Genomic DNA, 17,549 nt, shown 5'->3' on the forward strand with positions numbered 1-17,549 from the left:
CGCCACGCTAGCAAGCCGCCTCTGTTCTGAGGCGGGAGGATATGGGTAATGAGTGCTTTGCACGCTGACAGGCGTCTGTCGGCCTGGCTTCTTGCGCCCGGCTTTGGCTGGCTGCTGATGTTTCTGGTGATGCCTTGCCTGCTGGTGCTGGTCTACAGCTTCGTCGAGCGCGGTGCTTATGGCGGTATTGACTGGCTGTTTACCTGGGAAAACTATCAGCGCGCATTCGACCCGCTGTACCTCGGCATCTTGCTCAAATCAGCAAAAATTGCCGGCCTGGCCACTGTGTTCGCGGTGCTGATCGGCTACCCGGCCGCGTATGCGATTGCCCGTGCGCCACGGCGCCGCCAAGCGGTGTTTCTGTTTTTGGTGATGCTGCCGTTCTGGAGCAACTACCTGATTCGCACCTATGCCTGGATCGTCCTGCTCAACCGCGAAGGTTTGATCAACCGGATGCTGCAGCTGTTCGGCTACAGCGGCGAGCCCATCAGTTTGCTATACACCGAATCGTCGGTGGTGCTGGGGCTGGTCTACAACTACATCCCGTTTGTCATCCTGGCGATTTTCTCTTCGTTGTCCCGAATCAACAACGAACTCTGGGACGCCTCGAAAGACCTCGGCGCCTCGGGCTGGATGACCTTCCGACGGATCATTCTGCCGCTGAGCGTCCCCGGTATTGCGGCGGGCGCGGTGTTCGTCTTCGTCCTCAGCATCGGCAATTTCATTACCGCAGACCTGTTGGGCGGCAAGCAGGTGCAGATGGTCGGCAACCTGATTTATTCGCAATTCTTGACGGCGCGGGACTGGCCATTCGGCGCAGCGCTGAGCTTCTTCCTGATCGCAATCATGCTGGTCCTGTTGTTCATTCAGGCGCTGGTGGCTCGTCGTGCAGAAGGGGCTCGCTCATGAGTCAGCCACGTTCTGTTGGCGGCACACTGCTCAGCTCGCACTTGGGTCTGGTGTATGCCTTCCTGTATGTGCCGATCCTGGTGTTGATCCTGCTCTCGTTCAACAAGTCCGGCTTGCCGACGGCCTGGGGCGGCGTATCGCTGAAGTGGTATGTGGCGCTGGCGCATAACACGGCGATTTTGTCGGCAGCCCTCAACACCTTGATTGTCGCGTTGTCGGCGACGTTCATTGCCTGCGTGCTCGGAACGTTCCTGGCGCTGGGCATCGAGTTGCAGCGCAAGGGCAATGACAAGGGGCAGGTGGTCGACACCTTGCTGATGGCGCCGATGATCATTCCCGACATCGTGCTGGCGATTGCGCTGCTGAGTTTTTTCAACCTGCTCAAGGTCGGGTTGGGGCTGCACTCGATCATCATCAGCCACGCCGTGTTCAACATCGCCTTCGTCTGTGCGGTTGTGCGCACACGGCTCAAGCACTTCGACTATTCGATTCTTGAAGCCTCGATCGATCTGGGCGCGAGCTGGTTCACCACGTTTCGCCGGGTGTTGCTGCCGGCGATTTTTCCCGGCGTCCTGGCGGGTGGATTGCTCGCATTCACCTTGTCGGTGGACGAATTCATCATCGCTTTTTTCAACTCCGGTTCCGGCCAAGCGTCCACTACGTTGCCGATGCAGATCTACGCCATGATCCGTTTTGGCGTCACCCCGGAAATCAACGCTCTGGCGACGCTGGTGATGCTGGTCAGCATCACCGCGCTGCTGGCTTCGCAGCGTCTCAACAAGGCTCCTCGAACCCATGAATAATTCATCTGCGGTACTGATTCTGGACAAGGTCAGCAAGTCGTATGGCAACGGTCTGGCGGTTGATGAGGTGTCGCTGAACATTCGCGAGAACGAGTTCTTTGCGCTGCTTGGGCCTTCCGGTTGCGGCAAGACTACGCTGTTACGCATGCTCGCCGGCTTCGAAACACCCAGCGCCGGCTGCATTTACCTGGACGGCAAGGACATCTCGCCGCTGCCGGCCAACAAGCGCCCGCTGAACCTGATGTTCCAGTCCTACGCGCTGTTTCCGAACATGACCGTGCGCAAGAACATTGCCTACGGTCTGGAGATGGAGCGCCTGCCCGAAGCGGAAATCCGCCGTCGGGTCGATGAAGTATTGAGCACCGCGCAGCTCGGTGAACTGGCCGAGCGCAAACCGGATCAGCTGTCCGGTGGCCAGCGCCAGCGCGTCGCCCTGGCACGGGCTTTGGTCAAACGCCCTCGGGTACTGTTGCTGGATGAACCGTTGGGCGCGCTCGACAAAAAGCTCCGGGAAAAAATGCAACTGGAGCTTAAGCGTCTGCAACTTGAGAGCGGCATTACATTCATCATCGTCACCCACGATCAGGAAGAAGCGTTGGTGATGTCGGATCGCATGGCGGTGCTCGATGGCGGCAAGGTTTGCCAGTGCGGCAGCCCGACCGAGCTCTACGAAAACCCCAACAGCCGGTTTGTCGCCAACTTCATCGGCGTCAGCAATCTGCTTGAAGGCGTACGTTCCGGGGAGCGCTCGGTGCGCGTCAACGGCCAGGCGTTGGCCGTCGAGACCGACGCGCCGCTGGTCCAGGGTCAACAGGTCGCTGTCGTCGTGCGTCCCGAACGCTTGCAGGTGCTGGCGGAGCAGGGCGGTGATTGCGCCAATCAGGTGAGCGGGAAAATCGTCGAAATCGCCTACCACGGCCTCGACACCAACGTGCATGTGCAGACGCCTCTCAGCGACAAACCCTTGATCGTCCGGGTGCCGTCGTCGCAGTTCGAATTCGCTCATTTTGCAATCGGTATGACCATCCGGCTGGGCTGGCAGGCTCGCCACGCCCGCGTATTGACGCGCTGAACAATAAAAAGACCAGGCAGGAGAACCGCTCGATGAAACAGAAAGTGATCGCCTTCTTTCCGGAAGCCGCTTATGGCCCGGCGCTGAACTCCGTCGGTATCGCCCAGGCCTGTGAAGCCCTCGGGCACAAAGCGGTGTTCCTCACCGATCCGGGCATGAGCGGTGTGTACGCCGGTTATGGTTTTGAAGAACACATGGTCAACCTGTCGGCACCGATGCCGGCCGAAGAGATGGCCCGCTATTGGGTCGACTTCATCAACGGCCACATTCCGAACTTTCGCAAGTCGCCGCTGGATCAGATCGACAACTACGTAAAGGAATGCTGGGCCGCCATCGTCGACACCGCCAAATGGGCACAGAAGGATTTGCCGGCGGTGCTGGACAAGGTCAAGCCGGACCTGATCTGCGTCGACAACGTCATCCTGTTTCCAGCGATCAAGCAGTATGGCAAGCCGTGGGTGCGGATCATTTCCTGCTCGGAGAATGAAATCGAAGACCCGGATATCCCGCCGCACCTGTCTGGCATGAGCATCGACGACAAGGCCGGACACGCGCGATTCAGGCAGCGCTTTGAACAGGTGGTCGGGCCGATTCATCAGGATTTCAACCAGTTCCTGCAAGCCCATGGCGAGCAGCCGTACCCGCTCGGCACGTTCTTCGAAGCCTCGCCCTACATGAACCTGCTGCTGTACCCGGATGCGGTCAAGTTCGAGCGCCGTCATCCATTGCCCCCCGAGCGTTTCCACTACCTGCAAGGTTGCGTGCGTCACGACACGTCGTACGAGATTCCGCTGTTTCGTGCTCACAACGACAAGCCGTTGCTCTACGTCAGTTTCGGCAGCCTCGGTTCCGGTGATATCGAGTTGCTCAAACGCCTGATCGCGGCAGTCGGAAAGTTGCCGTACCGCGCGCTATTCAACGTTGGCGAGCACCTCGATGAATACCCGGACTTGCCGGACAACGTGCAGATCTCCAACTGGTTCCCGCAACCGTCGGTGATCGCCCAGGTCGACGCGGTGATTCACCACGGCGGTAACAACAGCTTCACCGAGTGCCTGTTCTTCGGCAAACCGGCGATCGTCATGTCGTACGTCTGGGACGGTCACGACAACGCCATGCGCGCCGAAGAAAGCGGTCACGGTTTCAAGCTCGATCGCTACGACTGGAGCGAAGCGTTGCTGGCGGAAAAACTCGCCGCGTGCCTCAACGACGAGGCGATGCGCCAGAGGTTGCAGCAGACCAGCGCGCAGATGCAATCACGCAAGGGGCCAGCCGAGGCGGCCGCGATTCTCGACAAGGTGCTCAACAATGCCTGACCAAAACACCACAGCCGGCATCACGCCGTACCTCGAAGCGGTCAGCCGTCGCACCGATCTGGTGGACTGGGGCATGCAGAGCGACGCCGTCGAAGGCGTTTCGCATTCCAGCGGACGATTGCTGTTCAAAGGTCCGAACAACAGCCCGGAAACCGGCCTGTGGGTGTGCACGCCCGGTCGCTGGCGGCTGTCGATTCCCCGTGACGAGCTGTGCCACTTCCTGGCAGGTGACGCCACTTACCGCAATGACGACGGCGAAGTGATCGACGTTCGCCCCAACACTCTGGTGCTGTTCCCGGCCGGCTGGACCGGCGAATGCCACGTCCGTGAAACCCTGCGCAACGTGTACATGCTGGCCTGAAGCTTGTAGGAGCGAGCTTGCTCGCGAGAAACGTCAGGACAACGCGCTCATCCAGACAGCGCGCGTCATCGTTGACGTCCATCGCGAGCAAGCTCGCTCCTACAGAACCTGAATTTTTTGGAGAGCAACCATGACAACCCCGTTTCTGTACGACCCGCTGAGCATCACTGACGTCAAGGATTGGGGCGTGATCCCGACCATGCTCGAAGGTGAGTCCCGTGTTTCTGGCGTGGTGTTGCACAAAGGCCCCGAGGGCCAGTCCGAGTGTGGCGTGTGGATCTGCACGCCGGGCAAATGGTTTTGCCATGTCACCAGCGATGAGTTCTGCCACTTCCTCGAAGGTCGCTGCACGTACGTCCACGAATCCGGCGAAGTGATTGAAATCAAACCCGACACGGCGGCCTTCTTTCGCAAGGACTGGAAAGGTGTGTGCACCGTCCACGAGACGGTGAAAAAGGTCTACATGATCCGGTGATAGCCATGAATGAAACACGTACGTCTTCGCCCACCCGTGAAGACCAGCGCGCAGCCTTTCTGGCGCGTGCCGGCTTCGCCGAAACACCGTTGATCGCGTTGCCGGCGGACGCCTCGACCCGGCGCTATTTTCGCTTGAGCGGCGAAGGTCTGCTGCTGATGGATTCACCGCCACACAGCGAGCCGATAGGCCCGTTTGTCCAGGTTGCCCGGCACCTGCAGGCGCTGGGCCTGTCCGCGCCGGCCTTGCTGCAGGTCGATGAAGCCGCAGGGTTGGCGCTGATCGAAGATTTCGGTCACGACACCTACACTCGACTGCTGGCGGCAGGGCATTCGGAAAGTTTGCTGTATCGCTTGGCAGTCGATGCATTGGTGGCGTTGCATCGCGCACCGCCGGCCGCCGAGCTGCCGGCCTACGACGCCCGACGATTGAGCGACGAGTGCGCGCTGTTTATCGACTGGTACGTCCCGTTGCTGATTGGCCAAGACGCCGCGCAGGCCCTGCGCGAGTCGTATCTGGCGCTGTTCGCCGACGCCTGCGGTGAGGTCGCGCAGCGTCGCGAGGCGCTGGTATTGCGCGACTTTCACGTCGACAACCTGATGCTGCTGGACGGCCGCGAAGGCGTCGCGGCCTGCGGGCTCCTGGATTTTCAGGACGCGTTGGTCGGTGCGGCGGCGTATGACCTGATGTCGTTGCTCGAAGACGCTCGCCGCGACGTGCCCGAAGCGTTGCGCGTGGCACTGCTTACCCATTACCTGATGCAGCGTCCGGAACTCAACGCGCCGCGGTTTCTCGAGGATTACCGGCGCCTGGCCGCCCAGCGTCACGCCAAGGTGCTGGGGATTTTTGTGCGCCTGGCCGGACGGGACGGCAAGCAGGGTTACCTGGCGCACCTGCCGCGCACCCTCGGATTGTTTATTCGGGCACTCGACGCCGAAGCCTTTGCGCCGTTGCGCGCCTGGCTCGACGGCCATGTGCCGGGCTGGCGCGAAGAACTGCCGGCCGAGACCCTGGCGGCGCTACGCGAAACCCCTTATCGATTGGTTCAAGGATCAACCCATGGCCACGTTCAACATTGATACTGCATTGCGCTTCATCAACGCCGACTACCTGCCGCTGACCAATGGCCGTGTGCGCGAGGTGCTTGACCCGGCGACCCTGCAACGTGTCGGGCAGGTCGGCCTGTGCGACGAGACGGACGTGCAAGCCGCCGTCGATGCCGCCACCGTCGCGCAAAAACGGTGGCGCCTGATCGATGCAAAAAGCCGCGCTGCGCGCCTGCACCAACTGGCCAATGCCATCGAGCAAGACATCGCCTGTAATCGGGAAGTCGCGCGGTTGATGACACTGGAAATGGGCAAGCCGTTTCCCGAAGCCATGGGTGAGTTGGCCAACTGCGCGCCGATCTTTCGCTACTACGCGGAAATGGCCCGGGACGATGCGGGCAAGGTCGCCGGCACCACGCAAATCGGCTCGTTCCAGCATGTACGGTATGAGCCGTATGGCGTCAGCGTGCACATCATGCCGTTCAACTTTCCGATCCTGCTGATGTGCTGGACCGTCGCCGCCTCGTTGGCGGCGGGCAACGCCTGCATCGTCAAACCGGCAGAAGCCACGACCCTGTGCACGCTCAAGTTCATGGCGCATTTCACCTCGCTGTTGCCGGGCCTGGTGTCTTGTGTCCCGGGCGATGCGGTGACTGCACAGCTGCTGGTGAAGTCGACCGGGACTCATGCGGTGGCGTTCACTGGCAGTGTCGCGGCGGGCAAAGCGGTGGCGGTGGCGTGTGCCGAGCAGATGAAACCTTGTGTGATCGAGGCCGGTGGCAGCGACCCGCTGATCATCTCTAAACATGCGCCATTGGAGGTGGCGGCGGCGGGGGCGGTGACCGCCGCGTTTCACCTCAGCGGGCAGATTTGCACCTCGGCGGAACGCTTCTACGTGGTCGATGAAATCCACGATGAGTTTGTCGCGAAGTTCGCCGAGCGCACCCGCGCCTTGCGCATCGGCCATGGCCTGGAGCGTTCGGAAATCGGGCCAATGGTCAGCGAGGCAGCGCGCAGTAAAGTCATGCGGCTGGTCGACGACGCCCTGGCTAAGGGTGCGACGCTGGTGTGCGGGGGACGGATTCCACCGCAGCACAGCGTGGGCTGGTTCTATGAGCCGACCATTCTCACCGGCGTCACAGCAGACATGGCGATTCTGCAGGAGGAGTGTTTCGGCCCGGTCGCGGCGATCTGCCGTGTCAGTGATTTCGACGAAGCGGTGCGCCTGGCCAATGATTCGCCGTTCGGTCTCGGTGCGTCACTGTTTTCAACTGACCTTGCCGAAGCCATGGAAGCCGCCGAGCGCCTGGAGGCCGGGATGGTCTGGGTCAACAATCCGTTGATCGACAACGATGCACTACCGTTTGGCGGCTGGAAGATGTCCGGCCTCGGGCGCGAACTCGGGCGTCAGGGCCTTGAAGCGTTCCGTCGCTCGAAAATGGTCATTATCGATCACCAGCCGAAGATCCAGGACTGGTGGTATCCATATGCCGACGACGTGTTCTATCGCGACCCGGCTTAACACCCATACCTGTAGGAGCGAGCTTGCTCGCGATGGTGTATCAGCAACATTGATGTCGACTGACACACCATCGCGAGCAAGCCCGCTCCCACATTTTTCTCCGAGTGTCCGCAAGTCTTGTACCCACCCGCAATCCCTGTAGGAGCGAGCTTGCTCGCGATGGTGTATCAGCAACATAGATGTCGACTGACACGCCATCGCGAGCAAGCTCGCTCCCACATTTTTCTCCGGGTGTCCGCAAGTCTTGTACCCACCCGCAATCCCTGTAGGAGCGAGCTTGCTCGCGATGGTGTATCAGCAACATTGATGTCGACTGACACACCATCGCGAGCAAGCCCGCTCCCACATTTTTCTCCGAGTGTCCGCAAGTCTTGTACCCACCCGCAATCCCTGTAGGAGCGAGCTTGCTCGCGATGGTGTATCAGCAATACTGATGTCGACTGACACGCCATCGCGAGCAAGCCCGCTCCCACATTTTTCTCCGAGTGTCCGCAAGTCTTGTACCCACCCGCAATCCCTGTAGGAGCGAGCTTGCTCGCGATGGTGTATCAGCAACATTGATGTCGACTGACACACCATCGCGAGCAAGCCCGCTCCCACATTTTTCTCCGAGTGTCCGCAAGTCTTGTACCCACCCGCAATCCCTGTAGGAGCGAGCTTGCTCGCGATGGTGTATCAGCAATACTGATGTCGACTGACACGCCATCGCGAGCAAGCCCGCTCCCACATTTTCTCCGAGTGTCCGCAAGTCTTGTACCCACCCGCAATCCCTGTAGGAGCGAGCTTGCTCGCGATGGTGTATCAGCAACATTGATGTCGACTGACACACCATCGCGAGCAAGCCCGCTCCCACATTTTTCTCCGAGTGTCCGCAAGTCTTGTACCCACCCGCAATCCCTGTAGGAGCGAGCTCGCTCGCGATGGTGTATCAGCAACATAGATGTCGACTGACACGCCATCGCGAGCAAGCTCGCTCCCACATTTTTCTCCGGGTGTCCGCAAGTCTTGAACCCACCCGCAATCCCTGTGGGAGTGCAGACTATTTCAGGTACCAGCCCCAAGGCTGGTCACTGACATACTCGGTGACTTGCTTGACCTCCAGGTAATTGTGCAGCCCCCACTGGCCCAATTCGCGGCCAATCCCGCTGTGTTTCATGCCGCCCCAAGGCGCTTCGACGAAGGTCGGTTGCGAGCAATTGACCCAGATGATCCCGGCGCGCAACTGGTTGGCGACGCGGGTGGTGCGGTGTAAATCGGCACTCATCACCGCAGCGGCAAGGCCGAAGCGGCTGGCGTTGGCCATTTGCACGGCCTGTTCTTCGGTCTTGAAGCGTTTGATGCACAGCACCGGGCCGAACACTTCTTCACGCCAGAGAATGCTGCTGTGCCCGGGTTCGTCGAAGATCGCCGGTTCGATGAAGTAACCCTGTGCCAGACGCGCCGGCCGTCGACCTCCGGTGAGCAGGCGGGCGCCGCTGGCGAGGCCCTGGTCGATGAAGCCGAGAACCTTGTCGTACTGACTTTGACTGACCAACGGGCCGAGCAGAACACCCGGCTCCAGGCCTGGGCCAATGGCAATTTTGCGGGTTTCCTCGACCAGCCGCTCGATCAACCGCGAGGCAATGTTTTCCTGCACCAGCAGGCGTGAGGTGGCGCTGCACACTTGACCCTGGTTCCAGAAAATACCAAACAGAATCCATTCGACGGCAGCCTCGACATCCGCGTCGTCGAATACAATGAACGCGGACTTTCCGCCCAGTTCGAGGCTGATGTTCTTGATGTCGCGGGCCGCCGCCGACATGATTTTCGCCCCGGTGGGCACGCTGCCGGTGAAGGCCAGTTTGTCGACGCCGGGGTGCTCGGTGAGTGGACTGCCGGCGTCGGCGCCCAGGCCGGTGACCACGTTCAAGACCCCGGCCGGCAGACCGATACGGTCGGCGGCAGCGGCCAGTTCCAGCGCGGTCAGTGGCGTCAGCTCGGAGGGTTTCAACACCACCGTGGCCCCGGCAGCCAGCGCCGGCGCAACCTTCCACGCCGCCATCAGCAAGGGGTAGTTCCAGGGGATGATCTGCCCGGCCACACCTATTGGTTCATGGCGGATGCGGCAGCGAAAACGCGCGTCCGGTAACGCCAGGGGCTGGTCTTGCTGCTGATCCAGTTCCCGGGCCAGTCCGGCGTAGTAGCGAAAGCAGCCGATCGCATCGCCAACGTCCCACTGTGCTTCGGGCAACGGTTTGCCGTTGTCGCGCACTTCCAGTTCGGCCAGTGCTTGTTGGCCACTTTCCAGCTCGTCGGCCAGTGCTTCCAGCCACTGCGCGCGCTCGGCGCCACTGGTTTGGCTCCAGCCATTGTCAAACGCGCGGCGGGCGGCGCGCACGGCATGATCGATGTCTTCTTCAGTCCCCGCGGCGACGCGATGAAAGGTGTGTTCAGTGGCCGGGTCGATGACGTCCAGGTAACCCCCCAGATCCGGGCTGACCCACTCGCCGTTGATGTATAGCTGATCACGCATGCTGAGACTCCTGAACGCCGGTGCGGCGGTTTTGCAGAGAGCGGGATGTGAAAAGCAGTGCCAGCGACGCGCAAATGATCACCGTCGAGACCGCGTTGATCTCCGGCGTCACGCCACGGCGGATGGAGGAAAAGATGTAGATCGGCAATGTCGTTTCCGAACCGGCAACGAAGAAGGCGATGATGAAATCGTCAAAGCTGAAGGTGAACGCCAGCAGGAACCCGGCCATGATCGCGGGGCTGATCTGCGGCAGGGTGACTCGCCAGAAAGTCTGCATCGGCGGTGCGTACAGATCGGCCGAGGCTTCCAGCAAGGCCTTGTCCAGCGAGTCGACGCGGCTGCGCACAATCACCATGACCAGTGCCATGGTGAACAGCGAGTGCGCCGCGATCACCGTGAAGAAGCCCATGTTCAGGCGTGGAACGCTGGGGACCAAAGTCGCCAGCAACGGGTTGATCAGGTCGAACAGACTGATGAACGCAATCAGCGTCGAGATGCCGATGACGATGCCCGGGACGATGATCGCGCAGTACGTCAGTGCATCGAACAGTAGGCGCACTTTGGGGCCGGCCCGCTGCAAACCAAACACCGCCAGCGTGCCGAACAGTGTGGCGATCACCGCCGAGGTGAACGCAATGAACGCGCTATGCCCGAGCGCTTCCATGATGAACGGGTTGCCGAACGCGCGACCAAACCACTGCACCGAGCAGCATTCGAATGCCAGGCCACTGCGCCCGGCGTTGAAGCTGAACAGCACAATCAACGCGATCGGCGCGTAGAGAAACAGGTACAGCGACGTCGAATAGCTGCGCAACCACATGTCATACACCTCCGTCTGCAGGACGGCCGCCGTAGCGCGCCACCAGTTTCAGATATGCGCCGATGATCAGCAGCATCATCGCCACCAGGGTCATCGCCAGCGCACTGCCGAAGGGCCAGTTGCGCGATTGCAGGAACAAGTCGACCAGCGCGTTACCGACGAAAAACACTTTGCCACCGCCGAGAATGGCCGGGATCAGGAACTCGCCCATCAGCAGGATGAACACCAGCATCACCCCGGTGATGATCCCCGGCGCGGACAGCGGCAGGGTGATCCGGCGAAAGCTTTCGAAGGCGCTGGCGCCGAGGTCGGCCGACGCTTCGAGCAGGCGCTTGTCGAGTTTCTCCAGGCTGACGTAAATCGGAAACACCATCAGCGGCAGGTAGCCATAAACGATGCCGATGAGCACCGCCCACGGCGTGTTGATCAGGCGCACGTCCTCAAGGCCAAGGCTGGCCAGCAAGGCCGGAATGCCCTTGCCGCTGAGGATGAAGATCCAGGCATAAGTGCGGATCAGAAAGCTGGTCCAGAACGGCACGATCACCAGCGTCAGCAACAGCGAGCGGTTCTTGCTGACCTTGACCGCCAGAAAGTACGCCAGCGGGTAGGCCGCCACCAGGCACACCAACGTGCCCAGCGGCGCCAACATCAGCGTGTTGCTGAACGCCGCCCCGCGAGAGCCGAGGTTCAGGTAGTTGGCCAGCGTGAAGCCACCGGCGTAACCACCCACGGCACTGCGCTCGCCGAAACTGAAGACCAGGATGATCACCAGCGGCATCAATAACAGCAGCAGGAACCACAATGTCGAAGGCAAGAGCATCAGCAGGGTAATCCGCCGGCCGAGGCTGCGCCGCTGGCGAACCTCGACTGACAGAGCATTGCCCGACTGCACCGTTTGCGGGTGGGCGGCGGCGTTCATGGGTGACTCCTCATTGGCCATGGTCAGGTGATCAGGCGGACTTGAAGCGGGCCATCAGTTCGGCGCGCGCAGGGCTGGTCAGCGTCGCGGCGGCACCGAATTCCAGTGGGCTGAGGGCTTCGGCGGCCGGGTACATGATCGGATCATCGAGCATGGCGGTGGGCAGCAACGCATCGACGCGCTTGTCACCACTTGGGTAGCCGTGGCTCAACACTTCGAGTTTGTTGTGCTGCGGGTCGAGCAGGTAGTTGATAAAGGCGTAAGCGGCGTCTTTGTGCTCCGAGCTTTTCGGGATGGCGAAGAAATCGCTCCACAACTCGCCACCTTCCTTGCCCAGTTCGAACTGCATTTGTGCGTTGTCGCGGTGCAACTGCGATGCGTCGCCAGTCCAGGACATCGCCAGCCAGGCATCGCCGCTACGCATCGACGGCTGGATGTCGGAGTTGATCGCAAACAAGTGCGGCTTGACCTCGGTCAGCAGTTTCTCGGCGTCGGCCAGTTCTTTCGGGTCCAGGGAGTTGAAGCTGTAGCCGAAGCTTTTCAGGGCGTTGCCGATGGCGGTCAGTTGGTAGTCGTGGACCATCGTCCGGCCGCTGGCAGGGCCTTGGGCGGCGGCCCAGAATTCTTTCCAGCTAGTCGGCCCGTTCTTCAGCTTGCCGGTATCGTAGAGCATGCCGGTGGTGCCCCAGTTTTTCGGCACCGCGTACACCTTGCCGTCCACCGTCCCTTGAGCCATGAACTTTTGTTGGAAGGCCGACGCATCGAAATTGGGAATGCGCGACAGGTCCAGCGGTTCGATCAGGCCCAGGCCAACGTAGGTGCTGATGGTGTAATTGGTCGGCACCAGCACGTCCCAGCCGCTTCCACCGGCCTGCAACTTGGCGAGCATTTCTTCGTTGGAACCGAACACGCTCATGGAGACGCGGGCGCCCGTGGTCTTGGTGAAGGCGTCGAGGTTTTCCTGGCTGTGGTAGTTCGGCCAGGTCGCCAGCGACAGGCGATCGCCCAGTTTCGTCTGGTCGGCGGCTTCGGCCGTTGAAGTCAGCAGGCCGGGCATATTGGTGGCGACCACCGCTGCGGCAAGGCCAAGGCCTGTGCGGCCGAGGAATTCACGGCGACTGATCGAGCCGTTCTGCCAGCTGCGCAGGGTCTTGATAAACGTTTTCTGGTCCATAACACGCTCCCATCCGGTTGATGAAACGAATCGATGACTTACAACGCCATGGCCAGGCCGTTGGCGTGATCCCAGCCGACGCGCACTGCCGCGCCGTGTTCGAATGCGTTGGCGCCGTGATCCTGCTGGCGCGGTACACGCACGCACACCACGCCGAACGCCTGGGTACGCACGCGGTATTCGGTGGAGTTACCCAGGTAAATGCGGTCTTCCACGCAGCCTTGCAGGGTCACTTCGCGGGCCATGTCAACGCTGGCTCCCGCAATGCTGATCAGCTCCGGGCGCACGGCGATGCAGCCGTCGGCATCAGCGCTCAGGGCTTTGCCGGTGGGCGTCAGCGGGCTGGTCAGTTCCAGCCCCTGGGCGGTGCGCAGCACCACCGAATTGCCGTGCAGGCGCCGCACCGTGCCGTCGAACAGGTTGGATTCGCCGATAAAGTCGGCCACGTAACGGCTGGCCGGCGCTTCATAGAGTTGTTCCGGGGTGGCGGTCTGGATGATCGAACCGTTGTGCATCACGCTGATGCTGTCGCTCATCGACAGGGCTTCTTCCTGGTCGTGGGTGACCAAGACGAACGTGATGCCGACCTCGCGTTGCAAACGCAGCAATTCGGATTGCATCTCCTTGCGCAGCTTGCGATCGAGCGCCGCCAGCGGCTCATCGAGCAACAACACGGTAGGCTTGTTGACCAGCGCGCGGGCCAGGGCCACGCGCTGCTGTTGACCGCCGGACAGCTCACTCGGCTTGCGCTGGCCGAAGCCACTGAGGCGGACCATTTCCAGCGCCTCATCGGCCATGCGCAGTTGGGTTTTTTTGTCCGGACGCGGGTTGCGATAACGCAGGCCATAGGCGATGTTCTGCGCCACGGTCAGGTGCGGGAACAGGGCGTAATGCTGGAATACCATGTTCACCGGCCGCTCGAACGCCGGCACGCCGGCAACGCTTTTGCCGGCCAGACGCACTTCGCCATGGGTGGGCTGTTCGAAGCCGGCGATCATGCGCAGCGTGGTGGTTTTGCCGCAGCCGGAACCGCCGAGGAAGGAGTGGAAGGAGCCACGGCGCACCGCGAAGTTCAGGCCATTGACGGCCGACACCTCGCCATAGCGTTTGACCACATTGCAGAATTCGATATCGCTTGGCGGGTTGTCGTTCACGGTCCGGCTCCCTTGCAGTGATGACTCAGTGCGTCGAGGGCCAAACTAGCAATGGGGGTTTTGCGCTGTATATATCCCTTGGGGGATAGAGTCGTTTTCGGCTATCAGGCTTCGACGACCAATTCCTGGCCGGTGAGGTCGCGGATAAACAACCCGAGCAATTCGGACTGGCTGCCGATGCCGAGCTTGGCGTAGATGTTCTTGCGATGAATCTTCACCGTACCGGGACTGATGCTCAGTTGTTCAGCCACCGAGGCGCTGGAGTGACCGCGCAACAGCAACTGCACAATCTCCTGCTCACGCCCGGTGAGGATGTGCGCGCCGAACTGATCGAAGGCTTCGCGGATCTTGAAATCCAGGTCCTGCGCCGGACGCGGTTGCTGGGCCTGACGCAGACGCCAGGCTTCATTGATGACCTGCTCGACCACGGCCTGGGCGCACTCGATCAACTGCATCTCGTCACGGCTGAACGCGCAACTGGCGGAGGAGCGCATCAACGACAGAACGGCCATGGAGCCATCGCCGAGATCGACGAAAAACGCCACTTCTTCTGCCAGACCGGTTTGCTGGTAATAGGTCAGGTAGTACTCGCCGAGGTAGAAGTGATCGGGCGCGAACTGCCGCAAACGCCACAACCCGGGCGCTTGCCCACGGGTACACGCGAGGTAGAACGGGTCCAGCAAATAGGGCCCGCACTGGTAGTCATCGACATACACGGCACGTTTGTCGGCGGAGAAGGTATCGAACAGCGCCAGCGGCCGGTGATTGCCTTCGTAGACGAACAGCACGAAATGATCGACCGGGCATACATGCCGCAACCAGTGGCTCAGGCCCGCCAGCCGCGCATGCCCGGGGGGCAGGTCCAGCAGGTGGGCGACACCGGTGGTCCAGAGTTTCAGTTCCTTGGGGCGCATGGTGACTTCAGGCTGGATTGGGTTGCGTTTTGATGCACAAAGTACGCCATGGGTGGTTTGGCCTGTGGTGGCGGGGCAGGGTGGGCGTGGTCGGTGGAAATGCGCACTGCAACGGGGCTGGGTGTTACCGAGTGCTACAGGATTGGTATCAGAAGTGAAGGGTTGGAGACGCTGCGCTGGCTGATTGGGGTTGGGTGTATATCCGTTATTTTGGTAGCGGCTGCTGGCGGTTTCGCTCTTACAGCGAGTCACTTTTTACAAACGCCCGGAATGCCGGCCCAGTAAAAAGTAACCAAAAACGCTTGCCCCTCCATTCGGTGCCTCGCTAAGGCTCGGCATGCCCTCACTCCGGCATTGCTCCGGGGGCCCCCTGCGCAACGCCTGCGTTCGGCCTCTGGGAAAGGGGCAGGCAGATCACAATCTAAAGCAACATCAAGATCAAAAGATCGCAGCCTTCGGCAGCTCCTACAGAGTGTACGCATTCCCCCTGTAGGAGCGAGCTTGCTCCGGGCGGCGTTCCGACGATGAATTCGAAGGCAAAGCATTTTTTCAGACAGTACGCGTTATCGTTCACGTCCATCGCGAGCAGGCTCGCTCCCACACACAGCAGATCCGCATACGGCTTTGGCTTTTCACCACTCAACAGGCCGAGCGTTAGCTCGCCTGCAGCTGTTGATCTCGATGCACCGCCCCCTCGAGAGGCTTCGTTCCGGTTCTGCGCAGTGGGCAACCCGGCATGGATGCCGGGTTAGCCGCCCCCGGCCCAGAGTGTGTAAAAACGGGCTCAAACATCGTCGGCGCGTGCGCCGACGAGTGTTGGCTGGCTCATTAAACCAAAAGCGTTTTTCGTAGCTCCAGCCCGTTATCAAGGGGCCTCTGGCGGCGCATCACAGCTCGTCTACCAGACAAAACGGGGGCTTTTCAGGCCGCCAGCGCTTTCATCAGATTCTGCGCACCGAGGATTTTCATCACCCTTTTCAAGTTGTAAGCGAGCACATTCAAGCTCATTTCGGTGCTCACCCCGGCAAGTCGTCGGGTCAAAAAGTGCGTCGCACCCATCCATTGTTTGAGCGTCCCGAAAGGATGTTCAACTGTCCGTTTGCGGATCTTCATCATCTCCGGCGCTTCGTCCAGGCGGACCTGCATCTCCTCCAGCACCGCTTCATGTTCCCAGCGACGAACCTTTCGCTCTCTGGCCGGTGTGCATTGCGCCTTTATCGAGCAGGACCGACAGTTCGAGCTCCAGTAACTGTTCAGCGTCTTGCCATTATCGACGCAAGCGTTGCGCCAGGTCAGCACTTCCTTGGCGGGGCAGACGTACACGTCTTTGTCCGCGTCGTAGATGAAAGCATCATTGTTAAAGCGGCCATCGAATTTGGCCCGCGAGCTCTGCGTCTTCGGCACATACGCGGTAATCGCTGCTTCATGGCAGGCAAGGATCTCCCCGCTTTTGTAATACCCGCGGTCAGCCACCACCGACAACGATTCGAGTTTCATCGCCTCACGGGCCTGCACCGCCATCGAACTGAGCTGATCACGGTCGTGGCCCACATTGGTCACTTCGTGCGCAACGATCAGGTGGTGCTTGGTATCGACCGCGGTCTGTACGTTGTAACCCACGATGCCTTTACCGCTCGTCATCATCGAGCGGGCGTCCGGGTCGGTCAGCGAGACCTGCTTATCCGGCGATGTCTCAACTTGAATTTCTATCTCCTGAAGCGCTTTCATTTGCTCCTTGAGTTTGGCGATTTTCTCTTCCAGGCCGCCGCTTTTTGGGTCCGAGGGCTTGGGCTCTTCACGATCAGCGGCATCCAGTGCCTTCAGATAACGGGCAATGCTCGATTCGATTTCTTCCATCCGCTTCTTCAGCTTGGCGCTGGTAAAGTTGCGGTCGCGGTGGTTCACCGCCTTGAACTTGCTGCCGTCGATGGCAATCAGGTTTTCCGAGAAAAGCCCTAGTTGCTGGCACAGCACAACAAACTGGCGGCAAACGCCTCGAATGGCCTTGCCGTTGTCCTTGCGGAAGTTGGCGATGGTCTTGAAGTCCGGCATCAGGCGACCGGTCAGCCACATCAGCTCGACGTTGCGCTGCGCCTCGCGCTCAAGGCGTCGGCTCGACTGAATACGGTTGAGATAGCCGTAGATGTAGATCTTCAGCATGACGGCGGGGTGGTAGCCCGGTCGGCCCGTTTCAGCTGGGACCGCGCTTTCAAAACCCAGGGTGATCAGGTCGAGCTCATCCACGAAGACATCGACAACGCGCACCGGATTGGTGTCGCTGACGTAATCGTCCAGGCTCTCGGGGAGCAAGGTACTTTGACCTCGGTGTTCACCTTGAATGAAGCGTTTCATGGCTAACCCTTACGATGAAATCCCGGGAAATCATAGCAAGGGTTGGCTTGGATTTTTACACACTCTGGGCCATGGATGGCCGATGGCGGCGGGCCCACGGAGCAGGACCGGAGCGAGGGCATGCCGAGCCTAGGCGAGGCACCGAACGAAAGGGGCAGAAGCGTTTGGTTACTTTGCGCTTTTCAAAGTGACCCGCCGTA

At 60.6% G+C, this 17,549-nt stretch carries 15 protein-coding genes; 8 read left to right on the plus strand and 7 right to left on the minus strand.

Translation table 11 applies throughout. From position 1 onward, the window contains the following. Positions 1-48 precede the first annotated feature (48 nt). The 8 genes from JFU37_RS00630 (at position 49) to JFU37_RS00665 (ending at position 7,504) form a co-directional block, all read left to right on the plus strand. Positions 49-909 (plus strand): ABC transporter permease, encoded by an 861-nt coding sequence (locus JFU37_RS00630; RefSeq protein WP_201111851.1) that lies wholly within the window; start codon positions 49-51, stop codon positions 907-909. Further along, complete coding sequence (locus JFU37_RS00635; RefSeq protein WP_201111853.1) at positions 906-1,712, plus strand: ABC transporter permease; 807 nt, start codon at positions 906-908, stop codon at positions 1,710-1,712. The genes JFU37_RS00630 and JFU37_RS00635 overlap by 4 nt, the downstream gene beginning before the upstream one ends. Further along, positions 1,705-2,784 carry an ABC transporter ATP-binding protein gene (locus JFU37_RS00640; protein ID WP_201111855.1) on the plus strand — a complete coding sequence of 360 codons (1,080 nt, stop codon included), beginning with the start codon at positions 1,705-1,707 and terminating at the stop codon, positions 2,782-2,784. The genes JFU37_RS00635 and JFU37_RS00640 overlap by 8 nt, the downstream gene beginning before the upstream one ends. 32 nt (positions 2,785-2,816) lie before the next feature. Then, positions 2,817-4,100, plus strand: coding sequence for a nucleotide disphospho-sugar-binding domain-containing protein (locus JFU37_RS00645; RefSeq protein ID WP_201111857.1), 1,284 nt, complete (start codon positions 2,817-2,819; stop codon positions 4,098-4,100). After that, positions 4,093-4,461: a cupin domain-containing protein gene (locus JFU37_RS00650; RefSeq protein ID WP_201111859.1), complete on the plus strand. Its 369-nt coding sequence runs from the start codon at positions 4,093-4,095 to the stop codon at positions 4,459-4,461. The genes JFU37_RS00645 and JFU37_RS00650 overlap by 8 nt, the downstream gene beginning before the upstream one ends. A gap of 130 nt (positions 4,462-4,591) precedes the next feature. Next, positions 4,592-4,936 (plus strand): cupin domain-containing protein, encoded by a 345-nt coding sequence (locus JFU37_RS00655; RefSeq protein WP_084317822.1) that lies wholly within the window; start codon positions 4,592-4,594, stop codon positions 4,934-4,936. Between the two features lie 5 nt (positions 4,937-4,941). Further along, positions 4,942-6,015 carry an aminoglycoside phosphotransferase family protein gene (locus JFU37_RS00660; protein ID WP_201111861.1) on the plus strand — a complete coding sequence of 358 codons (1,074 nt, stop codon included), beginning with the start codon at positions 4,942-4,944 and terminating at the stop codon, positions 6,013-6,015. Continuing rightward, positions 5,996-7,504: an aldehyde dehydrogenase family protein gene (locus JFU37_RS00665; RefSeq protein WP_201111863.1), complete on the plus strand. Its 1,509-nt coding sequence runs from the start codon at positions 5,996-5,998 to the stop codon at positions 7,502-7,504. Before JFU37_RS00660 ends, JFU37_RS00665 begins: the two co-directional genes overlap by 20 nt. 1,039 nt (positions 7,505-8,543) lie before the next feature. Here the strand turns inward: JFU37_RS00665 and JFU37_RS00670 are convergent. The 7 genes from JFU37_RS00670 to JFU37_RS00700 all read right to left on the minus strand — a co-directional run bounded on the left by JFU37_RS00670 (position 8,544) and on the right by JFU37_RS00700 (position 17,349). Continuing rightward, the gene (locus JFU37_RS00670; protein WP_201111865.1) at positions 8,544-10,016 is read right to left on the minus strand and encodes an aldehyde dehydrogenase family protein; all 1,473 of its coding nucleotides are present in this window, start codon (positions 10,014-10,016) and stop codon (positions 8,544-8,546) included. Continuing rightward, positions 10,009-10,836: an ABC transporter permease gene (locus JFU37_RS00675; protein WP_201111867.1), complete on the minus strand. Its 828-nt coding sequence runs from the start codon at positions 10,834-10,836 to the stop codon at positions 10,009-10,011. Before JFU37_RS00675 ends, JFU37_RS00670 begins: the two co-directional genes overlap by 8 nt. Before the next feature lies 1 nt (position 10,837). Further along, positions 10,838-11,755: an ABC transporter permease gene (locus tag JFU37_RS00680; RefSeq protein ID WP_201111869.1), complete on the minus strand. Its 918-nt coding sequence runs from the start codon at positions 11,753-11,755 to the stop codon at positions 10,838-10,840. 31 nt (positions 11,756-11,786) lie between these two features. Next, positions 11,787-12,929: an ABC transporter substrate-binding protein gene (locus JFU37_RS00685; protein ID WP_201111870.1), complete on the minus strand. Its 1,143-nt coding sequence runs from the start codon at positions 12,927-12,929 to the stop codon at positions 11,787-11,789. 38 nt (positions 12,930-12,967) lie between these two features. After that, positions 12,968-14,083, minus strand: coding sequence for a polyamine ABC transporter ATP-binding protein (locus JFU37_RS00690; RefSeq protein ID WP_201111872.1), 1,116 nt, complete (start codon positions 14,081-14,083; stop codon positions 12,968-12,970). A gap of 104 nt (positions 14,084-14,187) precedes the next feature. After that, positions 14,188-14,997 carry a response regulator transcription factor gene (locus JFU37_RS00695; protein ID WP_201111873.1) on the minus strand — a complete coding sequence of 270 codons (810 nt, stop codon included), beginning with the start codon at positions 14,995-14,997 and terminating at the stop codon, positions 14,188-14,190. Between the two features lie 921 nt (positions 14,998-15,918). Next, a complete protein-coding gene (locus JFU37_RS00700; RefSeq protein ID WP_201111875.1) occupies positions 15,919-17,349 on the minus strand; it encodes an IS1182 family transposase in 1,431 nt (476 codons plus the stop codon). Positions 17,350-17,549 lie beyond the last annotated feature (200 nt).

It is taken from the genome of Pseudomonas sp. TH41 (genome assembly GCF_016650695.1).
Classification (GTDB): domain Bacteria; phylum Pseudomonadota; class Gammaproteobacteria; order Pseudomonadales; family Pseudomonadaceae; genus Aquipseudomonas.

Bases quoted from the DNA above. Each gene is read 5' to 3' on its own strand.
- JFU37_RS00630 (WP_201111851.1), top strand. From the start codon at position 49: ATGAGTGCTTTGCACGCTGACAGGCGTCTGTCGGCCTGGCTTCTTGCG.
- JFU37_RS00635 (WP_201111853.1), top strand. From the start codon at position 906: ATGAGTCAGCCACGTTCTGTTGGCGGCACACTGCTCAGCTCGCACTTG.
- JFU37_RS00640 (WP_201111855.1), top strand. From the start codon at position 1,705: ATGAATAATTCATCTGCGGTACTGATTCTGGACAAGGTCAGCAAGTCG.
- JFU37_RS00645 (WP_201111857.1), top strand. From the start codon at position 2,817: ATGAAACAGAAAGTGATCGCCTTCTTTCCGGAAGCCGCTTATGGCCCG.
- JFU37_RS00650 (WP_201111859.1), top strand. From the start codon at position 4,093: ATGCCTGACCAAAACACCACAGCCGGCATCACGCCGTACCTCGAAGCG.
- JFU37_RS00655 (WP_084317822.1), top strand. From the start codon at position 4,592: ATGACAACCCCGTTTCTGTACGACCCGCTGAGCATCACTGACGTCAAG.
- JFU37_RS00660 (WP_201111861.1), top strand. From the start codon at position 4,942: ATGAATGAAACACGTACGTCTTCGCCCACCCGTGAAGACCAGCGCGCA.
- JFU37_RS00665 (WP_201111863.1), top strand. From the start codon at position 5,996: ATGGCCACGTTCAACATTGATACTGCATTGCGCTTCATCAACGCCGAC.
- JFU37_RS00670 (WP_201111865.1), bottom strand. From the start codon at position 10,016: ATGCGTGATCAGCTATACATCAACGGCGAGTGGGTCAGCCCGGATCTG.
- JFU37_RS00675 (WP_201111867.1), bottom strand. From the start codon at position 10,836: ATGTGGTTGCGCAGCTATTCGACGTCGCTGTACCTGTTTCTCTACGCG.
- JFU37_RS00680 (WP_201111869.1), bottom strand. From the start codon at position 11,755: ATGAACGCCGCCGCCCACCCGCAAACGGTGCAGTCGGGCAATGCTCTG.
- JFU37_RS00685 (WP_201111870.1), bottom strand. From the start codon at position 12,929: ATGGACCAGAAAACGTTTATCAAGACCCTGCGCAGCTGGCAGAACGGC.
- JFU37_RS00695 (WP_201111873.1), bottom strand. From the start codon at position 14,997: ATGCGCCCCAAGGAACTGAAACTCTGGACCACCGGTGTCGCCCACCTG.
- JFU37_RS00700 (WP_201111875.1), bottom strand. From the start codon at position 17,349: ATGAAACGCTTCATTCAAGGTGAACACCGAGGTCAAAGTACCTTGCTC.